Source organism: Alterinioella sp. B-7, assembly GCF_056857775.1.
The window spans coordinates 125249-144640 of sequence record NZ_JBSXNT010000024.1; the positions used below are offsets into that span (position 1 = coordinate 125249).

Annotated in this window: 18 protein-coding genes; 7 read left to right on the plus strand and 11 right to left on the minus strand. The window is 65.5% G+C overall.

The annotated features are described in order from the left end of the window. The first annotated feature begins 1 nt into the window (after position 1). From ybgF to ftsH, 3 genes are all read left to right on the plus strand, one after another. Positions 2 to 817, plus strand: a complete 816-nt coding sequence (ybgF, locus tag AC13C7_RS05355; RefSeq protein ID WP_482866831.1) for a tol-pal system protein YbgF — start codon at positions 2 to 4, stop codon at positions 815 to 817. After that, positions 814 to 2046: a tRNA lysidine(34) synthetase TilS gene (tilS, locus tag AC13C7_RS05360; protein ID WP_482866832.1), complete on the plus strand. Its 1233-nt coding sequence runs from the start codon at positions 814 to 816 to the stop codon at positions 2044 to 2046. Before ybgF ends, tilS begins: the two co-directional genes overlap by 4 nt. Before the next feature lie 84 nt (positions 2047 to 2130). Further along, positions 2131 to 4050 carry an ATP-dependent zinc metalloprotease FtsH gene (gene ftsH / locus AC13C7_RS05365; RefSeq protein WP_446117289.1) on the plus strand — a complete coding sequence of 640 codons (1920 nt, stop codon included), beginning with the start codon at positions 2131 to 2133 and terminating at the stop codon, positions 4048 to 4050. A 78-nt stretch (positions 4051 to 4128) separates the two neighbouring features. Here the strand turns inward: ftsH and AC13C7_RS05370 are convergent, their stop codons facing one another. Beyond that, positions 4129 to 4407 carry a sll1863 family stress response protein gene (locus AC13C7_RS05370; RefSeq protein ID WP_446117290.1) on the minus strand — a complete coding sequence of 93 codons (279 nt, stop codon included), beginning with the start codon at positions 4405 to 4407 and terminating at the stop codon, positions 4129 to 4131. Positions 4408 to 4536: 129 nt separating this feature from the next. On the opposite strand from AC13C7_RS05370, the gene AC13C7_RS05375 reads away from it, so the two are divergent. The 4 genes from AC13C7_RS05375 (at position 4537) to AC13C7_RS05390 (ending at position 8974) form a co-directional block, all read left to right on the plus strand. Beyond that, positions 4537 to 5139 carry an MOSC domain-containing protein gene (locus AC13C7_RS05375; protein WP_482866833.1) on the plus strand — a complete coding sequence of 201 codons (603 nt, stop codon included), beginning with the start codon at positions 4537 to 4539 and terminating at the stop codon, positions 5137 to 5139. A gap of 287 nt (positions 5140 to 5426) precedes the next feature. Then, entirely contained in the window at positions 5427 to 7103 is a 1677-nt protein-coding gene (locus AC13C7_RS05380) for a formate--tetrahydrofolate ligase (protein ID WP_482866834.1), read from the plus strand. Positions 7104 to 7182: 79 nt separating this feature from the next. Next, positions 7183 to 8082: a bifunctional methylenetetrahydrofolate dehydrogenase/methenyltetrahydrofolate cyclohydrolase FolD gene (gene folD, locus AC13C7_RS05385; protein WP_172319659.1), complete on the plus strand. Its 900-nt coding sequence runs from the start codon at positions 7183 to 7185 to the stop codon at positions 8080 to 8082. A 247-nt stretch (positions 8083 to 8329) separates the two neighbouring features. Next, positions 8330 to 8974 carry a CDGSH iron-sulfur domain-containing protein gene (locus AC13C7_RS05390; RefSeq protein WP_482866835.1) on the plus strand — a complete coding sequence of 215 codons (645 nt, stop codon included), beginning with the start codon at positions 8330 to 8332 and terminating at the stop codon, positions 8972 to 8974. On the opposite strand, the gene AC13C7_RS05395 is transcribed toward AC13C7_RS05390, so the two are convergent. The 10 genes from AC13C7_RS05395 to AC13C7_RS05440 form a co-directional block, all read right to left on the minus strand. Next, complete coding sequence (locus tag AC13C7_RS05395; protein ID WP_482866836.1) at positions 8975 to 9391, minus strand: PaaI family thioesterase; 417 nt, start codon at positions 9389 to 9391, stop codon at positions 8975 to 8977. Between the two features lie 4 nt (positions 9392 to 9395). Beyond that, a complete protein-coding gene (gene pdeM / locus AC13C7_RS05400; protein ID WP_482866837.1) occupies positions 9396 to 10091 on the minus strand; it encodes a ligase-associated DNA damage response endonuclease PdeM in 696 nt (231 codons plus the stop codon). Positions 10092 to 10119: 28 nt separating this feature from the next. Further along, positions 10120 to 12525 carry a ligase-associated DNA damage response DEXH box helicase gene (locus AC13C7_RS05405; RefSeq protein WP_482866838.1) on the minus strand — a complete coding sequence of 802 codons (2406 nt, stop codon included), beginning with the start codon at positions 12523 to 12525 and terminating at the stop codon, positions 10120 to 10122. A 105-nt stretch (positions 12526 to 12630) separates the two neighbouring features. Next, positions 12631 to 13947, minus strand: coding sequence for an ATPase (locus tag AC13C7_RS05410; RefSeq protein ID WP_407925855.1), 1317 nt, complete (start codon positions 13945 to 13947; stop codon positions 12631 to 12633). Positions 13948 to 14002: 55 nt separating this feature from the next. Next, positions 14003 to 14506, minus strand: a complete 504-nt coding sequence (locus AC13C7_RS05415) for a prepilin peptidase (protein WP_172319664.1) — start codon at positions 14504 to 14506, stop codon at positions 14003 to 14005. A gap of 6 nt (positions 14507 to 14512) precedes the next feature. Further along, on the minus strand, positions 14513 to 15364 hold the full coding sequence (locus tag AC13C7_RS05420; RefSeq protein ID WP_482866839.1) for a tetratricopeptide repeat protein: 852 nt from the start codon (positions 15362 to 15364) through the stop codon (positions 14513 to 14515). Between the two features lie 32 nt (positions 15365 to 15396). After that, positions 15397 to 15963, minus strand: a complete 567-nt coding sequence (locus AC13C7_RS05425) for a tetratricopeptide repeat protein (RefSeq protein ID WP_172319666.1) — start codon at positions 15961 to 15963, stop codon at positions 15397 to 15399. A 20-nt stretch (positions 15964 to 15983) separates the two neighbouring features. Continuing rightward, positions 15984 to 16937 (minus strand): type II secretion system F family protein, encoded by a 954-nt coding sequence (locus AC13C7_RS05430; protein WP_172319667.1) that lies wholly within the window; start codon positions 16935 to 16937, stop codon positions 15984 to 15986. 12 nt (positions 16938 to 16949) lie between these two features. Continuing rightward, positions 16950 to 17918, minus strand: coding sequence for a type II secretion system F family protein (locus AC13C7_RS05435; protein WP_172319668.1), 969 nt, complete (start codon positions 17916 to 17918; stop codon positions 16950 to 16952). Positions 17919 to 17923: 5 nt separating this feature from the next. After that, a complete protein-coding gene (locus AC13C7_RS05440; RefSeq protein ID WP_482866840.1) occupies positions 17924 to 19381 on the minus strand; it encodes a TadA family conjugal transfer-associated ATPase in 1458 nt (485 codons plus the stop codon). Between the last annotated feature and the right edge of the window lie 11 nt (positions 19382 to 19392).

The window sequence follows — 19392 nt, forward strand, 5'->3', positions numbered from 1 at the left end:
CATGTGGCGCGCGGCTCTTGTCTCACTGGCCCTGCTGGTGCCCGGCGCGGCCCATGCGCAGCAGGAAACGCTGGCCGATATTCGGCAGGAACTGTCGGTGCTCTATGTCGAGTTGCAGCGCCTGCGCGGTGAGCTGAACACGACCGGCGCACCGTCGGGTTCGGGCGGCGGCGGGTCGGTCCTGTCGCGGGTCGATGCCATCGAGGCCGAGCTGCGCCGCCTGACCAGCGCCACCGAAGAGCTGGAGCTGCGCATCGACCGGGTGGTCTCGGACGGCACCACCCGTGTCGGCGACCTGGAGTTTCGCCTCTGCGAATTGGAGAGTGATTGCGACATCTCCACCCTGGACGAGACCTCGACCCTTGGCGGCGGCGATTCGGCGGGGCTGGCCCCTGCGCCCGCCCCGACGACCGCGTCCCCCGGCACCAGCATGGCAGCGGCCGAGCAGAGCGATTTCGACCGCGCCATGGCCGCCTATGAAGAAGGCGATTTCGCCAGCGCCGCGACACAGTTCGAAGCCTATACCGAGACCTATCCCGGCGGTGCATTGTCCGCCGAGGCGCATTTCTGGCGCGGCGAGGCCGAAGCCGCGCAAGGGGCGTGGAACCGGGCCGCGCGCGCCTATCTGGCCAGTTTCAGCGGCTCGCCCGAGGCCCCGCGTGCGCCGGAAAGCCTCTACCGGCTAGGCACCAGTTTGCAGGAGCTTGGCCAGTCGGACGAAGCCTGCCTGACCCTGGGCGAGGTCGAACGGCGCTATCCCGATTCTCCGAGTGTCCTGGACGCCCGCGCCGCGATGACGCGTTTCGGCTGCAATTGACCCTGACGGACAGGTTTGCCGAGGCGATGGCCCGCGTGCTGGATGGCGCGCGGCCGGATCGCCTCTGCGTCGCCGTCTCGGGGGGTAGCGATTCGCTGGCCCTCTTGGCGCTGACCTGTGATTGGGCCGGACGCGGCACCGCCGTGGAGGCTGTCACCGTCGATCACGGGCTGCGAGAAGGCAGCGCCGAGGAGGCCGCGCAGGTGGCCGAGGAGGCGCAGCGCCTGGGGACCGATCACACGCTCTTGCGCTGGCAGGGATGGGACGGGACCGGTAACCTGCAGGCCGAAGCGCGGCAGGCCCGCCGCCGCCTGATCGCGGAACATTGCAAGGCGGAAGGCATCGACGCGGTTCTTCTGGGTCATACGCAGGACGATCAGGCCGAGACGCTGCTGATGCGGCTGGCGCGCGGCTCGGGCGTCGACGGGCTGGCGGCGATGCGCGAAGGGCGCATGGGGCGCGACCTGTTCCTGCGCCCCCTGCTGGCCGAGACCCGTGCCGACCTGCAAGCCTACCTGACGGCGCGCGGCATGACCTGGGCCAGCGACCCCAGCAATGACGATCCGCGCTTTCACCGGGTGCGGGTGCGGCGCGCGATCGACGCGCTTGGCCTCGATCCGGCGCGCCTGGCCGAGACCGCGCGCGCCATGGACCGGGCACGCGAGGCGCTGGACCGCCGGGCCGAAGATGTGGCCAGCCGGGTTGCGACCGACCGTGCGGGCATCATCGCCTTTGACATTCAGGGACTGGCCGGGACCGAGGCCGAAACCCGGCTGCGGCTGGTCGCCCATGCGTTGAAATGCCTCTCCGGCGCGCCGTACCGCCCCCGCCTGAGGGCGCTCGAAAACGCGCTGGCCGCTGCAATGGCGGGGCAGGCGGGCACCCTGCAGGGCTGCCACCTGATGCCGTATCGCGAAACCCTGCTGATCTGCCGGGAATACAGCGCGGTCGCGGGCCTCGAGGTCGCCGCCGACGGCGCCGCCTGGTGGGACAACCGCTGGCGCATCCAGGCGCCCGATCACCCCGCCGCCACGATCCGCGCGCTCGGCGATTCCGGCACCGCGCAAATGCCGCGCCCCGAGGGCCTGCCGCAGGCCGCGCTGACCGCTCTGCCGGGCGTCTGGCAGGGCGATAACCTGCTGGCCGTCCCGCAATTCCATCACCCCGAACGGATCACGGCCACGCCTGCCCCATGGGCGAGTTTCCACCGGACCATTTTATCGCATTGAAACCCCGGCGCGCATCCCTATTTTAAGCCCGTGGGACCGTGGCACCGCTGCGCGCCCCCGACCGCCATGTAGAGGAGATCACTTTTGGGCAACGCTAGAAACATCGCTTTCTGGGTCATTCTGTTTTTGTTGATCCTCGCGCTCTTCAATCTCTTCAGTGGCAACCAGTCCGAAATGAACGCGCGCTCGGTCGCCTATTCCGATTTCATTTCCCAGGTCGAGGGTGGCGGCGTGACCTCTGTCGTGCTGGATGGCGAGACCATTCAATTCACGACCGGACAGGGCACGTTCGAAACCGTGCGCCCCTCCGAGGTTGATGTGACCCCGGTGCTTCTGGAAAACGACGTGCGCATCCAGGCCCGCCCGCAGGAGCAGTCGGGCTTCATGGCCGGCCTCGTGATGTGGCTGCCGGTGCTGGTGCTGATCGGCGTCTGGATCTTCTTCATGAACCGGATGCAGGGCGGCGGACGTGGCGGCGCGATGGGGTTCGGCAAGTCCAAGGCCAAGCTCCTGACCGAGAAATCGGGCCGCGTGACCTTTGACGACGTCGCCGGCATCGACGAGGCCAAGGAGGAGCTTGAGGAGATCGTCGAATTTCTGCGCAACCCGCAGAAATTCAGCCGCCTTGGCGGCAAGATCCCGAAAGGCGCGCTGCTGGTCGGCCCTCCGGGCACCGGTAAGACGCTGCTGGCGCGTGCCATCGCAGGCGAGGCCGGGGTGCCCTTCTTCACCATCTCGGGCTCCGATTTCGTCGAGATGTTCGTGGGCGTCGGCGCCAGCCGTGTGCGCGACATGTTCGAGCAGGCCAAGAAGAACGCCCCCTGCATCGTCTTCATCGACGAGATCGACGCCGTGGGCCGGTCCCGTGGCGTGGGCTATGGCGGCGGCAACGACGAACGCGAACAGACGTTGAACCAGTTGCTGGTCGAGATGGACGGGTTCGAGGCCAATGAGGGCATCATCATCGTCGCGGCCACCAACCGTCCCGACGTGCTGGACCCCGCGCTGCTGCGCCCCGGTCGTTTCGACCGCCAGGTGCAGGTGCCCAACCCCGACATCAAGGGGCGTGAGAAGATCCTGGGCGTTCATGCCCGCAAGGTGCCGCTCGGCCCGGATGTCGATCTGCGCATCATCGCGCGCGGCACGCCGGGGTTCTCGGGCGCTGACCTTGCCAACCTCGTCAACGAAAGCGCCCTGATGGCGGCGCGTGTCGGACGGCGCTTCGTGGTGATGGAAGATTTCGAGAACGCCAAGGACAAGGTGATGATGGGGGCGGAACGCCGATCCATGGTCATGACCGAGGACGAGAAGAAGCTGACCGCCTATCACGAGGCGGGCCATGCCATCGTCGGCCTCAACGTTCCGGAACACGACCCGATTCATAAGGCCACGATCATCCCGCGCGGGCGCGCGCTCGGCCTTGTCCTGTCGCTGCCGGAACGCGACCAGTTGTCTGTGACGCTGCGCAAGTACAAGTCCAAGATCGCCATGGCGATGGGGGGGCGCGTGGCCGAGGAACTGATCTTCGGGCCCGAACATGTCACCTCGGGCGCGGCCTCGGATATCCAGCAGGTCTCGAAGATCGCGCGCGCCATGGTCACGCAATTCGGCTTCGCGGAGGAGCTTGGCTATGTCGATTACGCCAATGAACAGCAGTCCCACCTGGGGCCCTATGGCGGCGGCACGTCGCATTCGGCCGACACGCAGAAGGTGATCGACGACAAGGTCAAGCAGTTGATCGACGAGGGGTATCAGACCGCCAAGCGCATCCTGACCGAAAAATCCGACGATCTGGAGCGGCTGGCGCAGGGCCTCCTGGAATACGAGACCCTGACCGGCAACGAGATCACCCGCGTGATCGCCGGTGAGCCGCTCAACCGGGGCGAGGATGACGACGACGCCGATACCGGCGGCACCCCGTCGATCACGGCCATTCCGAAGACCAAGACCAAGGCGTCTTCCTCGGATGAGGATGGCGGGATGGAGCCGGAACCCTCGACCTGATCGCCCCTGCTGCAGGATAGACGAAAGGCCCCGGACACGAAAATCCGGGGCCTTTTTGCATGTGGACGCAGGCGCGGGTTACTCGAACCGCTTGCGGGCGGATTCCATGGATTTCTCCATTTCCTTCCATGCCTTGTCGACACCCGCCTGCATGTCTTTCATCGCGGCGCTGTTGGCGTTAGCCATGGTCTCCAGCTGCTTCTCGGCCTCCTTGCGCTGTGCGTTCAGGGCCTCCAACTGGGTCTTCATATGCTCCTGCCCGGTTTCCATGGCCTGCTTTTGCAGCTTCTGCATCTCGCTTTGCCATTTCTCCATCTGGGCCTTGGCCTGATTGAAAAAGTCCTTCTGATCCGACATGTCCATAAGCCTCCGTTTGGGGTTGCGCCCGATGCTAGCACGATTTCCGGGGGGCAGGTCAAATTTGGTCGCCTCTGCGCGGGTCTGCTGCTATCCGGGGGGCCGACCCGGCATAAGAGGACTTGGGACATGCCCGCGCTTTTGCCCACGCAGTATTATGGCACGATCATCTGGCTAGGCGTCGTCGAGGATCGCGACGCCGCGCTGCCCTCCGCCCGCCGCAACCGGATGGAATTGCGCTTTTCCGGCCCCGAGGGCGAGGCGCATGGCGGGCTGACGCGCCCCTCTTGCAGCCGGGTGACGGCGCAATACCCGCGCGGGACCGAGATCCGCAACACCCGGCAGCTGTCCATCGTCAGCGCCGAGGATCTGGCGCGGATTGCGCGGAATATGGGGGTGGAGGGGCTGGATCCGCATCTGATCGGGGCCAGCATGGTGATCGAGGGCATCCCCGATTTCACGCATATCCCGCCCGCATCCCGTCTACAGGGCGAGGGCGGTGCGACATTGGTTGTGGATATGGAAAACCGGCCCTGTCATCTGCCCGCGAAGCCGATTGACGCGGAGGGGCCGGGGCGGGGCCGTGCCTTCAAACAGGCGGCGCAGGGGCTGCGCGGGATCACGGCCTGGGTCGAGCGCGAGGGGGTGCTTGCCATCGGCGAGCGCATCCGGCTGCATGTACCGGACCAGCCCGCCTGGCCGCATCTCGATGCGGCGCGGCGGGGCGTTTAGGCGCCGATCAGGACCAGGGCCGCGAGGCCGAGGCCAATGCCGAAACCGAAACCTGCATGGATCAAAAGGATCGGGGTGCTCATCTGGCTTACTCCTGCTTGATTGCATCGTCGTTACCAGTAAGACGCGCAGGCCCGCCAAAAGGTTCACAAAAAAACGTCTTCGTGATCGGGACGCCGGTTTTGGCGGATGCAAGACGGAATTGGTCGCAATCGCTCAGCTTGCCGCCCGGTCAGGTTGCTATAGGCTGCGCATGAACAACGCCGCTTCCAACAGGAGCCTGCCCAATGGCCTTCAAGACCGACATCGAAATTGCCCGCGAGGCCAAGAAACGCCCGATCCAGGAGATCGGAGAGAAACTTGGCATTTCCAGCGATCACCTGCTGCCCTATGGCCATGACAAGGCCAAGGTCAGCCAGGAGTTCATCAACTCGGTCCAGGACCGCAAGAACGGCAAGCTGATCCTGGTGACGGCGATCAACCCGACGCCCGCGGGCGAGGGCAAGACGACCACCACGGTGGGTCTTGGCGACGGCCTAAACGCCATCGGCAAAAAGGCCGCGGTCTGTATCCGCGAGGCCTCACTGGGCCCGAATTTCGGGATGAAGGGCGGGGCCGCCGGGGGCGGCTATGCGCAAGTGGTGCCGATGGAGGAGATGAACCTGCATTTCACCGGCGATTTCCACGCCATCACCAGCGCCCATAACCTGCTGTCGGCGATGATCGACAACCACATCTACTGGGGCAATGAGTTGGAGATCGACGAGCGCCGCGTGACCTGGCGCCGGGTGCTGGACATGAACGACCGCGCGCTGCGCGACACCGTGACCTCGCTTGGCGGCGTCTCCAACGGCTTCCCGCGCCAGACCGGGTTCGACATCACCGTCGCCTCCGAGGTCATGGCGATCCTGTGCCTGGCCCGCGACCTGGCCGACCTGACCGAACGCCTGGGCCGGATGATCGTGGCCTACCGCCGCGACCGCAGCCCGATCTATGCCCGCGACATCAAGGCCGATGGCGCGATGACCGTGCTTCTCAAGGACGCGATGCAGCCCAACATCGTGCAGACGCTGGAAAACAACCCCGCCTTCGTGCATGGCGGCCCCTTCGCCAATATCGCGCATGGCTGCAACAGCGTCATCGCCACCACCACGGCCCTGAAACTGGCCGATTACGTGGTGACCGAGGCGGGCTTCGGCGCCGACCTGGGGGCCGAGAAATTCATGAACATCAAGTGCCGCAAGGCAGGGCTGGCCCCCGATTGCGTGGTGCTGGTCGCCACCGTGCGCGCGATGAAGATGAATGGCGGTGTGGCCAAGGCCGACCTGGGATCGGAGAATGTCGATGCCGTCAAGGAAGGCTGCGCCAACCTGGGCCGTCATATCGGCAACCTGAAAAGCTTCGGCGTGCCGGTCGTCGTGGCGATCAACCATTTCGTCACCGACACCGATGCCGAGGTGCAGGCGGTCAAGGATTACGTGAAGACGCAGGGTTCCGAGGCGATCCTGAGCCGCCATTGGGAACTTGGCAGCAAAGGCTCCGCCGAGCTTGCCACCCGCGTTGCCGAGATCGCCGATAGCGGTGTCAGCCAGTTCGCCCCGCTCTACAAGGACGAGCTGAGCCTCTTCGAGAAGATTGAGACCGTGGCCAAGCGCATCTACCGCGCCGATGAGGTGCTGGCCGATGCCAAGATCCGCAACCAGCTGAAGGAATGGGAAGAGGCCGGGTATGGCAACCTGCCGGTCTGCATGGCCAAGACGCAATACAGCTTCACCACCGATCCGAACCGGCGCGGCGCGCCCACGGGCCATTCGGTGCCGGTGCGCGAGGTGCGGCTGTCGGCGGGCGCGGGCTTCGTTGTGGTGATCTGCGGCGAGATCATGACCATGCCGGGCCTGCCGCGCACCCCTGCCGCCGAAAGCATCCGCATCAACGACGCGGGCGTGGTCGAGGGGTTGTTCTGAAAAACAAGGGGAGAGGGCGTGCAACCGGCGCGCCCTTTCTCTAGAAGCGTGACCAGTTCGACCGAGGGAGACAGACCAGATGACGGCCAAGATCATTGACGGCAAGGAATTCGCGGAACGGGTGCGGATGCAGGTGGGCGCCCATGTCGCGCGGCTCAAGGACGATCACGGGCTGACGCCGGGCCTGGCCGTGGTGCTGGTAGGCGAAGACCCGGCAAGCGAGGTCTATGTCCGCTCGAAAGGCAAGATGACGGTCGAGGTCGGCATGGAGAGCTTCGAGCACAAGCTGCCCGCCGACACCTCCGAGGCCGACCTGCTGGCGCTGATCGACCGGCTGAACAACGACCCGGCGGTGCATGGCATCCTGGTGCAACTGCCGCTGCCGGATCACCTTGACAGCGATCTGGTGATCAACGCGATCAACCCGGCCAAGGATGTGGACGGGTTCCATATCTCGAATGTCGGCCTTCTGGGCACCGGGCAGAAAAGCATGGTGCCCTGCACCCCGCTCGGCTGCCTGATGATGCTGCGCGACCATCACGGGTCGCTGTCGGGGATGAATGCGGTCGTTGTCGGTCGGTCCAACATCGTCGGCAAGCCAATGGCGCAGCTTCTGCTCGGCGACAGTTGCACGGTGACCATCGCCCATAGCCGGACAAAGGATCTGGGCGAGGTTTGCCGGGGGGCAGATATTCTTGTCGCCGCCGTGGGCCGGCCCGAGATGATCCCCGGCGATTGGGTGCGCCCCGGTGCCACCGTGATCGACGTGGGCATCAACCGCATCCCCCATCCCGAGAAAGAGGGCAAGACCAGGCTGGTCGGCGACGTCGATTTCGCCAGCGCCAAGGAGGTCGCGGGCGCGATCACGCCGGTGCCGGGCGGCGTCGGGCCGATGACGATCGCGTGCCTGCTGGCCAACACCGTGACCGCGTGCTGCCGGGCGAACGGGCTGGAAGAGCCCGAGGGCCTGACGGCCTGAGTGGGGGGGGCGCACGGGCCTCAGGCCCCCTGCGGGAGCCCTCGTCCGCGCGCATTGCCAAGGATCTGTGGCGGGTCGCGGGGGCAGAGTCGCGGAGGTTCGGGGTCTCTTGCAGGCGTTGCGAGGGGTTTTACCCCTCGCGCTCCCCAAAGTATTTCGACCAAGATGAAGGCAGACCGGGCCTATTGGTGATCCGGGGCGCGGGCGGCTATGCTCGACCCCAGTGCAGCCACGCCAGGAGGACCCCATGGCCAAGCCCCGCAGCTATTCCGGGACGGATATCGACATCAGTTTCGACATGTCCCGCTGTATCCATTCGCGCAATTGCTTTCTGTCCCTGCCACAGGTCTTCGACCCGGCGCGCAAGCCCTGGGTCGATCCCGACGCCGTCCCGGCAGAGGAGGTGGCGGCGATGATCCGGACCTGCCCTTCCGGCGCGTTGCAGTTCACCCGCAAGGACGGGGGCGCCGAGGAGCGTCCCGCAGGCATCAACCGGGTGCGGATCCAGGAGAACGGGCCGCTGGAACTGACGGGCGATCTGCGCCTGAACGGCGAAGGCCATACCCGGCTGACGCTTTGCCGCTGCGGCGCGTCGAAGAACAAGCCGTTTTGCGACAGCGCGCATAAAGAGGCCGGGTTCGCCGCGACAGGCATGCCGCCCGCGTCCGACAAGGACAGCGGCGGGAACGAGATCGGGGCGGTGCTGGAGATCAGGCCGGTGCCGAACGGGCCGCTTGGACTGGTGGGGCCGATGGAAGTGACGGATGCGACCGGCGGGCGGATCGCGCGGGGCGAGAAGCTGTTTTTCTGCCGCTGCGGGCAGTCCGCCAACAAGCCGTTCTGCGATGGCAGCCACAAAGCGGCCGGGTTCAGCGCCCCCGCGGAGGAGTAATCACCCGGATTTCGGAATCACCGGCACCATCGTGCCTTGCAGGATCGCGACGGGTTTGCGGGTGCCGTCGGCGGTCTCGGTCTCGACCGTGGCGCGCACCACAACCAGCTTGCGGCCCGGTTTCACGACCTCGCCCGTCGCGATCAGCCGGACCCCGTCGGCGGGGGCCAGCAGGTTGATCTTCATCTCGGCGGTCAGCACCTCGGCCCCCTCGGGCATAAGCGACAGGGCCGAGTAGCCCGCGGCACTGTCGCCAAGCGCGAAAGTCATGCCGGCATGGGCGAAACCGTGCTGCTGGCTGGCCGCAGGGGTGATGGGCGCGGTGATCACGACGCGGCCCTCGGCGATCTCGGCCAATTCCGCGCCGAGCGTCTGCATCAGGCCCTGTCTGGCAAAGCTGTCCTTGATCCGGTCCATGTCCTCAGGATGCCCGCGCCGAGCCGGGCGCACAAGTCCGGCGCGGCATCGGCACCGCGAGGGGCGGATCGGCCAGCATCAGGGCGCGGGCCTCGGGGGCCATAAGGTCCGACAGTACCGCGCTGTCGCTGTAGAGCCCGCCGGTATAGGTGCCATAGGCGGGCAGGATCAGGCGGGCGTCATCGACAAGGAAACAGGCGCGCGTCAGGGTCCGGCCCTTGAGCGCAAGCCGCGCCTTCGGGTGGTAATGGCCGGAGACTTCGCCCCTGGCATCCGGGCTGGCGATATGGCGGAAGGTGAGGGGGGCGACTTGCAGATCATGCAGATGCGAGCCGCCAAGATCGACCGGTCCGGCATCGTGATTGCCCTCGATCCAGATCCAGCGCCGTCCGGCCATCAGCGCCGCGATCTCGGCCCTGGCTGCGTCCTCCAGCGCGCGCATGGCCCCCAGGTCGTCGAAGCTGTCGCCAAGGCAGATGACGGTCTGTGGCCTCACCGCGTCGATGTCGCGGGCCAGTCGGGCGAGCGTCTCCCGCGCCTCGTAGGGCGGCAGGATCGGGCCGCCGCGCCGGGCCATCCGCTCGGATTTTCCAAGATGCAGGTCCGAGACGCAAAGCAGGTCCCGCGCGGGCCAGAACAGCGCGCCGGAGGGCAGGGCCAGCAGGTCCGCGCCCGCAAGACTGAAGGGAAGCCCGTTCATGATTTGTTCAATCGCACGGGGCGCCGCGCTATTCAAGCCCCGCCGCCGCCATCAGCGCCTGCCGTTCGCGGTCTATCAGCGTCTCTTCGGCCCGTCCCGCGACGGGCACCCGGCCAGCCTCAAGAAACAGGGGGGCGGCGAGGGGTGAGACGCGGGTGAGCACGACATGGTCGATGCGGCCCCCGATCCGGTCCAGCATCGCCTCGATGCGGCTGAAATCGACCAGCCCGCGCATCGCCTCGTCCCGCGTGACCTGCATCATCAGGTGGTCGGGATCGTATTTGCGCAGCGTGTCATAGAGGATGTCGGTGGAAAATGTCGCCTGCCGCCCCGATTTGCGCCTGCCGGGGCTGTTGCGGTCGATGAGCCCCGCGACCAGCGCCGCCGTCTTGAAGGTGCGTTTCATCACCGCGTTGCCCGCCAGCCAGCCCTCGAGCGCGTCTTTCAGGTTGTCGCGGGCAAAGAGCGGGGCGGGGTCGGTCACGGGATCGAGCCCCCAGATCAGCGTGGCGTAATCGGTGGCGACGAAACCGAGCGGGTTCAGGCCGGCCGCCTCCATCCGCTGCGTCAGGAGAAGCCCGAGCGTCTGTTGCGCATTGCGGCCCGCGAAGCCGTAGGCGGTCAGGTGATGCAGCCCGTCATGCGGGAACGTCTCGACCAGCAGTCGCTTGCGTTCGGGCAGGCGCGAGACCTGGCGCTGCAGGGCCAGCCAATCGGCGGTGTGGGTGGGCAGGTTGGGCCAGCTCTCTTGCTGGAACATGCGCAGAATCCGGTCCGAAAGCTGCGTGGAGGTGGCGAACTTGGTGCCGGAGAAAACCGCGATGCGGGGTTTGCGGCTGGCGTTTTTCGTCACTTCCACGACCATCTCGCGCAAGCCTTCGTAGCGCACGATGCGGCCCCCGATCAGGAAAGTGTCGCCTTGAGTCAGGGTGGCGGCAAAGCCTTCCTCGACCTCGCCAAGCGCAGCCCCGCTGCGGGCGTGTTTGAGCCGCACCTTCAGTTTCTCGCTATCGGTAATGGTGCCGATATTCATCCGGATACGGGACGCGGCGCGCGGGTCGCGCAACTGCCAGAGGCCGTCCGGGCGCTGGACCAGCCGCTGCCACTGATCATAGGCGCGCAGGGCATAGCCGCCGGTTGCCACAAAATCCAGGCAGCGATCGAATGTGGCGCGGGGCAGGGCGGCATAGGCCCCCACGGTGATGATTTCGGCGAAGAGGTCATCGGCGTCGAACGGCCCCGCGGCAGCGCGGATCAGGATGTGCTGGCAGAGCACGTCGAGCGGGCCGGGGCCGCGCGGCTCGCCGTCCAGGTCGCGGGCGCGCACGGCCTCCAGCGCCGCGACGCATTCGACGACCTCGAAGCGGTTGGCGGGCACCAGCAGCGCCTTGGAGGGGGCGTTGTAGCGGTGGTTGGCGCGCCCGATACGCTGCACCAGGCGCTTGACGTTCTTGGGCGCGCCGACCTGGATGACCAGATCGACATCACCCCAGTCGATGCCCAGATCGAGCGAGCCGGTGCAGACGATCGCGCGCAACTTGCCCGCGACCATCGCGGCCTCGACCTTTTCGCGTTGCTCGCGGGCCAGCGCGCCGTGATGGATGCCGACGGGCAGGGCCTCGTCATTCGCAAGCCACAGGTTGTGAAAGAAGATCTCGGCCTGCGCGCGGGTGTTGTGGAAGATGAGCGTGGTCTTGTGCTGGCGGATCTGGTCCAGCACGGCAGGGATCGCATAGGCGCCACCCCCGCCGGACCAGGGCGGTTTCTCCCGCGTTTGCAGCATCGAGATGTCGGGATCCGGGCCGGGATCGGCCATCAGGATGGCGCAGGGGTCGGGGTGGCGGGCGAGCAGGTTGGCCAGCGCGGGGGGATCCTCGACCGTGGCCGACAGCCCGACACGGCGCAGGCCGGGGGCGAGGGTCTCCAGCCGCGAGAGGGCGAGGAAGAGCTGATCGCCACGCTTGCTTTCGGCCAGCGCATGGATTTCATCGACGATCACCCGCTTGAGGCCCTTGAAGGTGCGCGCGGCATCCTCGTAGGAGGTCAGCAGGGCGAGGCTTTCGGGCGTCGTCAGCAGGATATGCGGCGGGTCGGCGCGCTGGCGTTTGCGCTGCGTCTGGCTGGTGTCGCCGGTGCGGTCCTCGATGCGGATGGGCAGGCCGATCTCCTCGACCGGGCGGCGCAGGTTGCGCTTGATGTCGGCCGCCAGCGCCTTGAGCGGCGAGATGTAGAGCGTGTGCAGCCCGTTATGGCTGCCATCGGCCAGCTCGGCCAGCGTGGGCAGGAACCCGGCCATGGTCTTGCCGCCACCCGTGGGTGCGATCAGCATCAGGGCGGGCTCGCCCGCGCGGGCGAGCATGGCGCGCTGATGCGGATGCAGGTGCCAGCCCTGATCGGTGAACCAGGCTTCGATGGTGGCGGGGATGGGCGTCATGCCCCAAGGGATACGCCAGAGGACAGGCGCGGGGAAGGCGCATGATGCGCCTTTGCGCGTGATCGACCACGCGGCGGTCTTTTCCGTCGACGGAAAAGGCGCGCCTCAGTGGGCGATGGTTTCCTGTGTCACATACATGTTCTGCCAGGCGCGATCGAGCAGGTCGGGCCGCATCTGGTAGGGGATGCCCTCGAACTCGCAAATGGCGATCAGCTGATCCATCAGGAAGGGCGCGTGATAGTTGGCATAGAGGTTGTCGATCGTCGGGTATTTCTTCTTCAGAAGGTGCAGCAGCGACGCCTCGTCCAGCGGCACTTTCTTCTTGCGCGCGACCATGGCGAAGATCTTGAGGAATTCCTCCTGCGTGGGCCCGTCCACCTTGACCTTGAAAAAGATCCGGCGCAGCGCCGCGCCATCGAAGAGGTCGTTGGGGTGGAAGTTGGTCGAGAACACCACCAGCGTGTCGAAGGGCACCTCGAACTTTTCGCCCGATTGCAGCGTCAGGATGTCATATCCGACCTCCATCGGGACGATCCAGCGGTTGATCAGGGCCTGCGGCGGCTCCTCCTGGCGGCCAAGGTCGTCGACGATGAAGACGCCGCCCGAGGATTTCAGTTGCAGCGAGGCCTGGTAGGTGCGCGAGGTCTTGTTGTAGTTGAGGTCCAGCATCGACAGGGTCAATTCGCCGCCCGTCATCACCGTGGGCCGCTGGCACATCAGGTAGCGCGTGTCGAAGCGTTCCGAGCGGCGGCGCAGCGCGCTGGTCTCGGTCTCGTCCACCGCGACGGGGCTGTGCACGATGGGGTCGAAGACCGTGATCACCTGACCGGCATAGGAAATCGCGCGCGGCACGTAGATCGTGTCGCCAAGGGCCGCACGGATACCTTCCGCGATGGAGGATTTGCCGTTGCCGGGAGGGCCGTACATCAGGACCGAGCGGCCCGAACTGACGGCTGGCCCAAGCTGGTCGATCATGCCCTTGGGCAGGATCAGGTGGCCCATGCTGGCCTCAAGCGCGGCCCGCGTGATCAGCACGTTCTTGACCGACTGGCGCTTGACCTGTTCCTTGTAGGCCTCCAGCGGGATCGGCATCGCGCCGTAATACTCGGACTGGGCGAGCGCATCGAGCGCGCGCGCCTTGCCCGCATCGGTGAGCTGAAACCCCATCTCGGAGCTGGAGGTCGCGTGCATCGTGCCCATGGCCTGCAACAGGCCCATTTCCCGCAGCCCGTCGATCAGCGCCTGTGTCAGTGGCATCGGCAGGCAGATCGCCTCGGCAATCTGGCTGGCCTGTTCGACATTCTTGCGAAAGACCGTCTTGAGCAGGATATCCCGCATCATCACGGGTTGGAGGCCGGTATCCTCCAGCCGCCGCAGCTTGGGCGGCGCGAAGGAGGCAGTGTCATTTGCGTGCATGTTCATGGGCGACGGACCTTCTGCTTCACACCTGCAATTTCACACCAGAATTGCGAATTAATTAAGGCGCGGTGACAATCCCGAGGGCCAGGTAAACCACCAGCGCACCGGCCAGCGCCACGCCCATGGGGAAAAGCTTGCCGCGATCCCAGGAGACCCAACCGGGTGTCGCGCGGCGGACCGCCGGCACGGCCTTGGCCCCGCGATGGGTGATCCACGATCCGATCAGCACGGCGGCGAAGAGGGTCAGGAACATCAGGTAATCGCCCGGTGCGATGAAGGGCGCCATGGCGGCGGCGAACTTGGAATCGCCCGCGCCGACCAGGCCGAGCGAGGTCAGCAGGAACCCCGCCAGCAGCACGATCGCCAGTTGCAGCAGGCGCATGTAATAGACCTCGAAGGGCAGGGCGATGAGACCCACGGCCAGGAAGACACCGGCCAGCGCCAGCACGCTGACATTGGGGATGCGCATCTCGCGCAGGTCGGACCAGGCGACCCAGATGCAGATTGGCAGGACGAAGGGCAGGAACCAGAGGGCCTCAGCGGCGGTCAGGGCGAGGGTCATGGGCGGTCATCCTTGACTATCGAGCGAGCGCAGCGCGGTGACGGCTGCCTCGAAATGCTGCGGGTGGGTGTCGATGGCATCCTGCAACAGGCCACGGCCGATATCGATATCGCCGCGACGCACGGCGGCCAGCGCCATGGTGTGCAGCAGCTGCGCCCGTTCCACCTGCGTCACCTGCACCAGCGGCAGGGTGTACTGCCCGCGCGCGGCACGGGCCAGCACAAGGTTGTTCTTGGCGTGGAACAGGTTGGGATCATAGGTCAGCGCCTCGGTGAAGAGGCGTTCGGCCCCTTCGTGATCGCCGCGCGTCAGCATCGAATAGCCCCAGTTGTTGAGCACGCCCGCGGGCTGCATCGTCAGCCCCACGGCGGTTTCATAAAAACTGTCGGCGCGGTCCCATTCCTGGTCGCTGTCGGCGACCATCGCCTCCAGCCGGTAGCGTTCATAGGTCTCGAAGGTGGGCGGCACGAGGTCCAGCTGCTCTTCCGCCCCGTCCCAGTCATTGGTGCGGATCAGCGCATCGGCATAATCGACCCGGTCCTGGTCGGTGACCTCGTCGCTTGCCACCACGCGGGCCCAGGCGGCGGCCCCTTCGGTGTGCATTCGGGCGCGAATGAGGCTGGTGGCCAGACCGCGTTGCAGGTCGATCCGGTCGGGGTTTTCGGCGGCGGCACTGCGGAAATAGGTCACCGCCTCGGCCGGGTCCGCCGCCGACAACATGATGTCGTTGAGGTTGTTTTCGTCGATGACATTGAGATCCCCGATCGCGCGGTCCACATCCGCGGAACCCGATTGTTCGCAGCCTGCAAGCGCAAGCGCGACAGAGATCACTGCCGTGGTTTTGATATATGGGCGCATTATCGGCCTCTCACTGCTCTCGTTTCCTTCGATCATGGGGTCCGGAGGAGGAGGTATCGCCCGCCGCCTCGCCGCTCCAACTCGAAGCTGTTATTCGTATTTTCCTCAGTGTAGTCGGGAATTTCGGTTCGCGCGATAGCCAGCCGAAGATTTTCGCGGATCGAGTCGCTTTCGCCACTATCCAGCGCATAGGCATGGCGGAAGATGCGCCGCGCCTCGCCGTATTCGCCGCGTTCCATCAAGACCACGCCGAGGTTGTTCCAGGCGGGGACCGAGTCCGGGTCAAGCTCGACCGCCTCGCGCAGCTGGTCCTCGGCCTGGCCCAGACGGCCCAGGCGCAGGTTGGCCGATCCGAGTGAGGACAGCGCCTGCGCCGTCATGCCGTTCTCACCGGCGGCGCGCATATAGGCGGTCAGCGCAAGCTGGTATTCGCCCGCATCCATCAGCCGGTGGCCGACGATCATCTGGTCGACGCCGCCGCGCTGGACCGCCATGCCGGGGGGCAGCGGGGGCCCCCCTTCCAACGGGTCAAGCCGCGCCGAATTCTCGCACGCGGCCAGACCGAACACGGCCATCACCAGGAATGTCTTGCCCCACATCCAGTTTGCCCCTTCTTCTCCTATTGCCCGCCCAGGTTCTGGCTGATGCCGTAGACCGACGGACCGATCAGGATGATCAAGAGCGGCGGCACGCAGAACATCATCGTGGCCAGTGTCAGTTTCGTGGGCAGCTTGTTGGCCTTTTCCTCGGCCCGCATCACCCGCTTGTCGCGCATTTCCTCGGCATAGACCCGCAGCGCTTCGGCGATCGAGGTGCCGAAGGTGGCCGACTGGATCAGCACGGTGACGAAGCTGTTCACATCCTGCACGCCGCAGCGTTCGCCGAAGTCGCGCAGCACCTTGGTCTTGTCCTTGCCGGCCTTCATCTCATAGGCGACGATCTCGAACTCGTCGGCCAGCGATTCATAGGAGGACCGGATCTCCTTGGCGACGCGGATGATCGCCTGGTCCAGCGACTGGCCCGCCTCGACGCAGACCAGCATAAGGTCGAGCGCGTCGGGAAAGCCCGAGGTGATCTCCTCCTCGCGGGTCTGTACCCGGCGCTGGACCCAGTATTTGGGCAGGTAATAACCGACCGCACCGGGGATCAGCACGCTGAGGATGCTTTTTTGCGTCGTCATCTCGCCCGCGATGAAGGTGTAGATCACGCCGAGCGCCAGAAAGCCCATGCCAAGCGCGAATTGCGCGAAATGGAAGGTCTGCACCGCCCCCTTGGAGCGATAGCCGGCCCGGATCAGCATCAACTGGACGGCGCCGTATTCCTCCTGGTTCTGCGGCTCCAGGAACTGCTTGAACTTGTCCAGTTTCTCATTCTTGCCGCCGACGCGCAGGCCCTTGGGAACGCCTGCATGGCGATCGTTCTGCGACTCTTTCAGCTTGGACAGCGGATCCTTCTTCTGGAACAGGATCGCGGGCACCGCCAGCAGGACCAGCAGAAGGCCAAGCCCGCCGACCACGAAGAGGGGGCCGAGGGGGCCGAGGAGATCGGTGATATATGTGTTGATCGCGTCCATACTGGTTGCTCCTCAGACCTTGATATTGACCATCATGCGCATGACGATGACGTTGACACCCAACATGACGGCAACGACGGCGGCGGCCGGAATGAAGGCGGCACTTTCCATGACGTCATCGTAATAGTCGGGCTGCATCACGTTGATGCCGACCAGCGCCAGCAGCGGAAAGATCGACAGGAACATGCCCGACCACTTGGCCTCGGCGGTGATCGCCTTGACCTTGCGAAAGAGCTTGAACCGCGAGCGGATCACGGCGGCGAGGCCGGACAGGATCTCGGCCAGGTTGCCGCCCGATTTCTGCTGGATGCCCACGGCAACCGCCAGAAAGCGCAGATCCTGCAGGTCCAGCCGTTCGGCCATGGCCTCGATCGCCTCGGAGATGTCGCGGCCATAGGCGGCCTCGTCCGCGATGATGCCGAGTTCCGAGCCGAGCGGATCCTGAACCTCCTTGGCCACGGTGTTGATGGCCGAGATGAAGGGGTGGCCGACGCGCAGGGACCGCACCATCAGTTCAACCGCGTCGGGCAGTTGTTCCTCGATCATGCCGATGCGCTTCTTGGCCTTGGAGTTGACCCAGTAATAGACCCCGCCGACCCCCATGATGACCGAGACCAGGAGCCTGATCGGCAGCGACGCACCCGTCGCGGTGGTCAGCATTACAAAGGCGGCGACCGTCAGCCCGGCCATGACCAGCAAGAGTTGCGGCGGCGTGAAGGCGATATTGGCCTTCTGCGCCTTGGACGCGATCAGGGTATAGAGCGGGATCGTCTTCGACCCGGTATGCTGGTCCAGTTCCTTGCGCAGCTTGGCCAGCACATCCTCGCGGTTGCCGCCCTTGTTGATCAGGTCCAGGCGCCGGTTGACGCGGGAATTGAGGCTGATCGACTTGCCGAAGACCATAAGGTAGACGCCTTCGACCAGCATGATGACGCCGATGAAGATGCCGATATAGATAAGCGGTTCGATGGAGAGGTTCATGGGCGTCAGTCCCCGGCGGGTTCATAGATGGAGGTCGGCAGGTCATAGCCCCATTGGCGGAACCTGTCGGAATAATGGCTGCGCACACCGCAGGCGGTAAAGCGGCCGATGATCTTGCCATCGGGTTGCAGGCCGAGGCGCTCGTAGCGGAAGATCTCCTGCATCGAGATCACGTCGCCCTCCATCCCCGTCACTTCGGTGATCGAGACCATGCGGCGTGAGCCGTCCTGCAGGCGGCTGGCCTGCACGATCAGGTTCACGGCCGAGGCGATCTGGCTGCGCACCGCTTTCAGCGGCATTTCGATGCCCGCCATGGCGATCATGTTCTCCAGGCGGCTGACTCCGTCGCGGGCGCTGTTGGCGTGGATCGTGGTCATCGAGCCGTCATGGCCGGTATTCATGGCCTGGAGCATGTCGATCACTTCCTCGCCGCGCGTCTCGCCGACGATGATCCGGTCGGGCCGCATCCGCAGGGCGTTGCGCAGGCAGTCGCGCTGCGTGACCGCGCCCTTGCCTTCCACGTTCGGCGGGCGGCTTTCCATCCGGCCCACATGTTCCTGCTGCAATTGCAGTTCCGCCGTATCCTCGATCGTCAGGATGCGTTCGGAATTGTCGATGAAGGAGGACAGCGCGTTGAGCGTGGTCGTTTTGCCCGACCCCGTGCCGCCCGAGACGACGACATTCAGGCGGCAGGCGACGGCGGCTTGCAGATAGGCGGCCATTTCCTCGTTGAAGGCGCCGAACTGCACCAGGTCGTCGATCTGCAGCTTGTCCTTCTTGAATTTACGAATGGAGACGAGGCTGCCATCGACGCCCACGGGCGGCACCATCGCGTTGAAACGCGAGCCGTCCTTCAGGCGCGCATCGACATAAGGGTTCGATTCGTCGACCCGGCGGCCCACGGCGGACACGATCTTGTCGATGATGCGCAGAAGGTGGCGTTCATCCTTGAAATGGATACTGGATTTTTCCAGCTTGCCGGCGCGTTCGATGAAGATGTTGTAGGGGCCGTTGATCAGGATGTCGTTGACCGTGTCGTCCTTGAGCAGCGGCTCCAACGGACCGAGCCCCGTGACCTCGTCAAAAAGCTCGGTCTGCAACGTGGTGCGATCCTCACGGTTCAGCACCGCGCCCATATCGGCCAGCTCGTCATTGGTGATCGAGATGATCTCGGCGCGCAGTTCGCTTTCCTTGGCGGTTTCCAGCGCCGAGAGGTTGAGATTGTCCAGAAGACGCGAATGCATCTCGGTCTTGATCTCGTCCAGGCGCTGGCGGCGCTTGGCTTCCTTGTCCAGCGCGACAGGTTCCGCCGGGGCCACATCCGGTTTCTTCGGCGGCTTGCGCAACGTGGTCTTGGGCTTGACCTCGGCCTCGGCGGGTCTGGCCGGGGCAGGGGGGGCGTCGGTCATCAATGCGGGGTGGATGGGCGTCGCATTGCCGGATTTCTTGTAGCGCGAAAACATCCTAGGCGTCC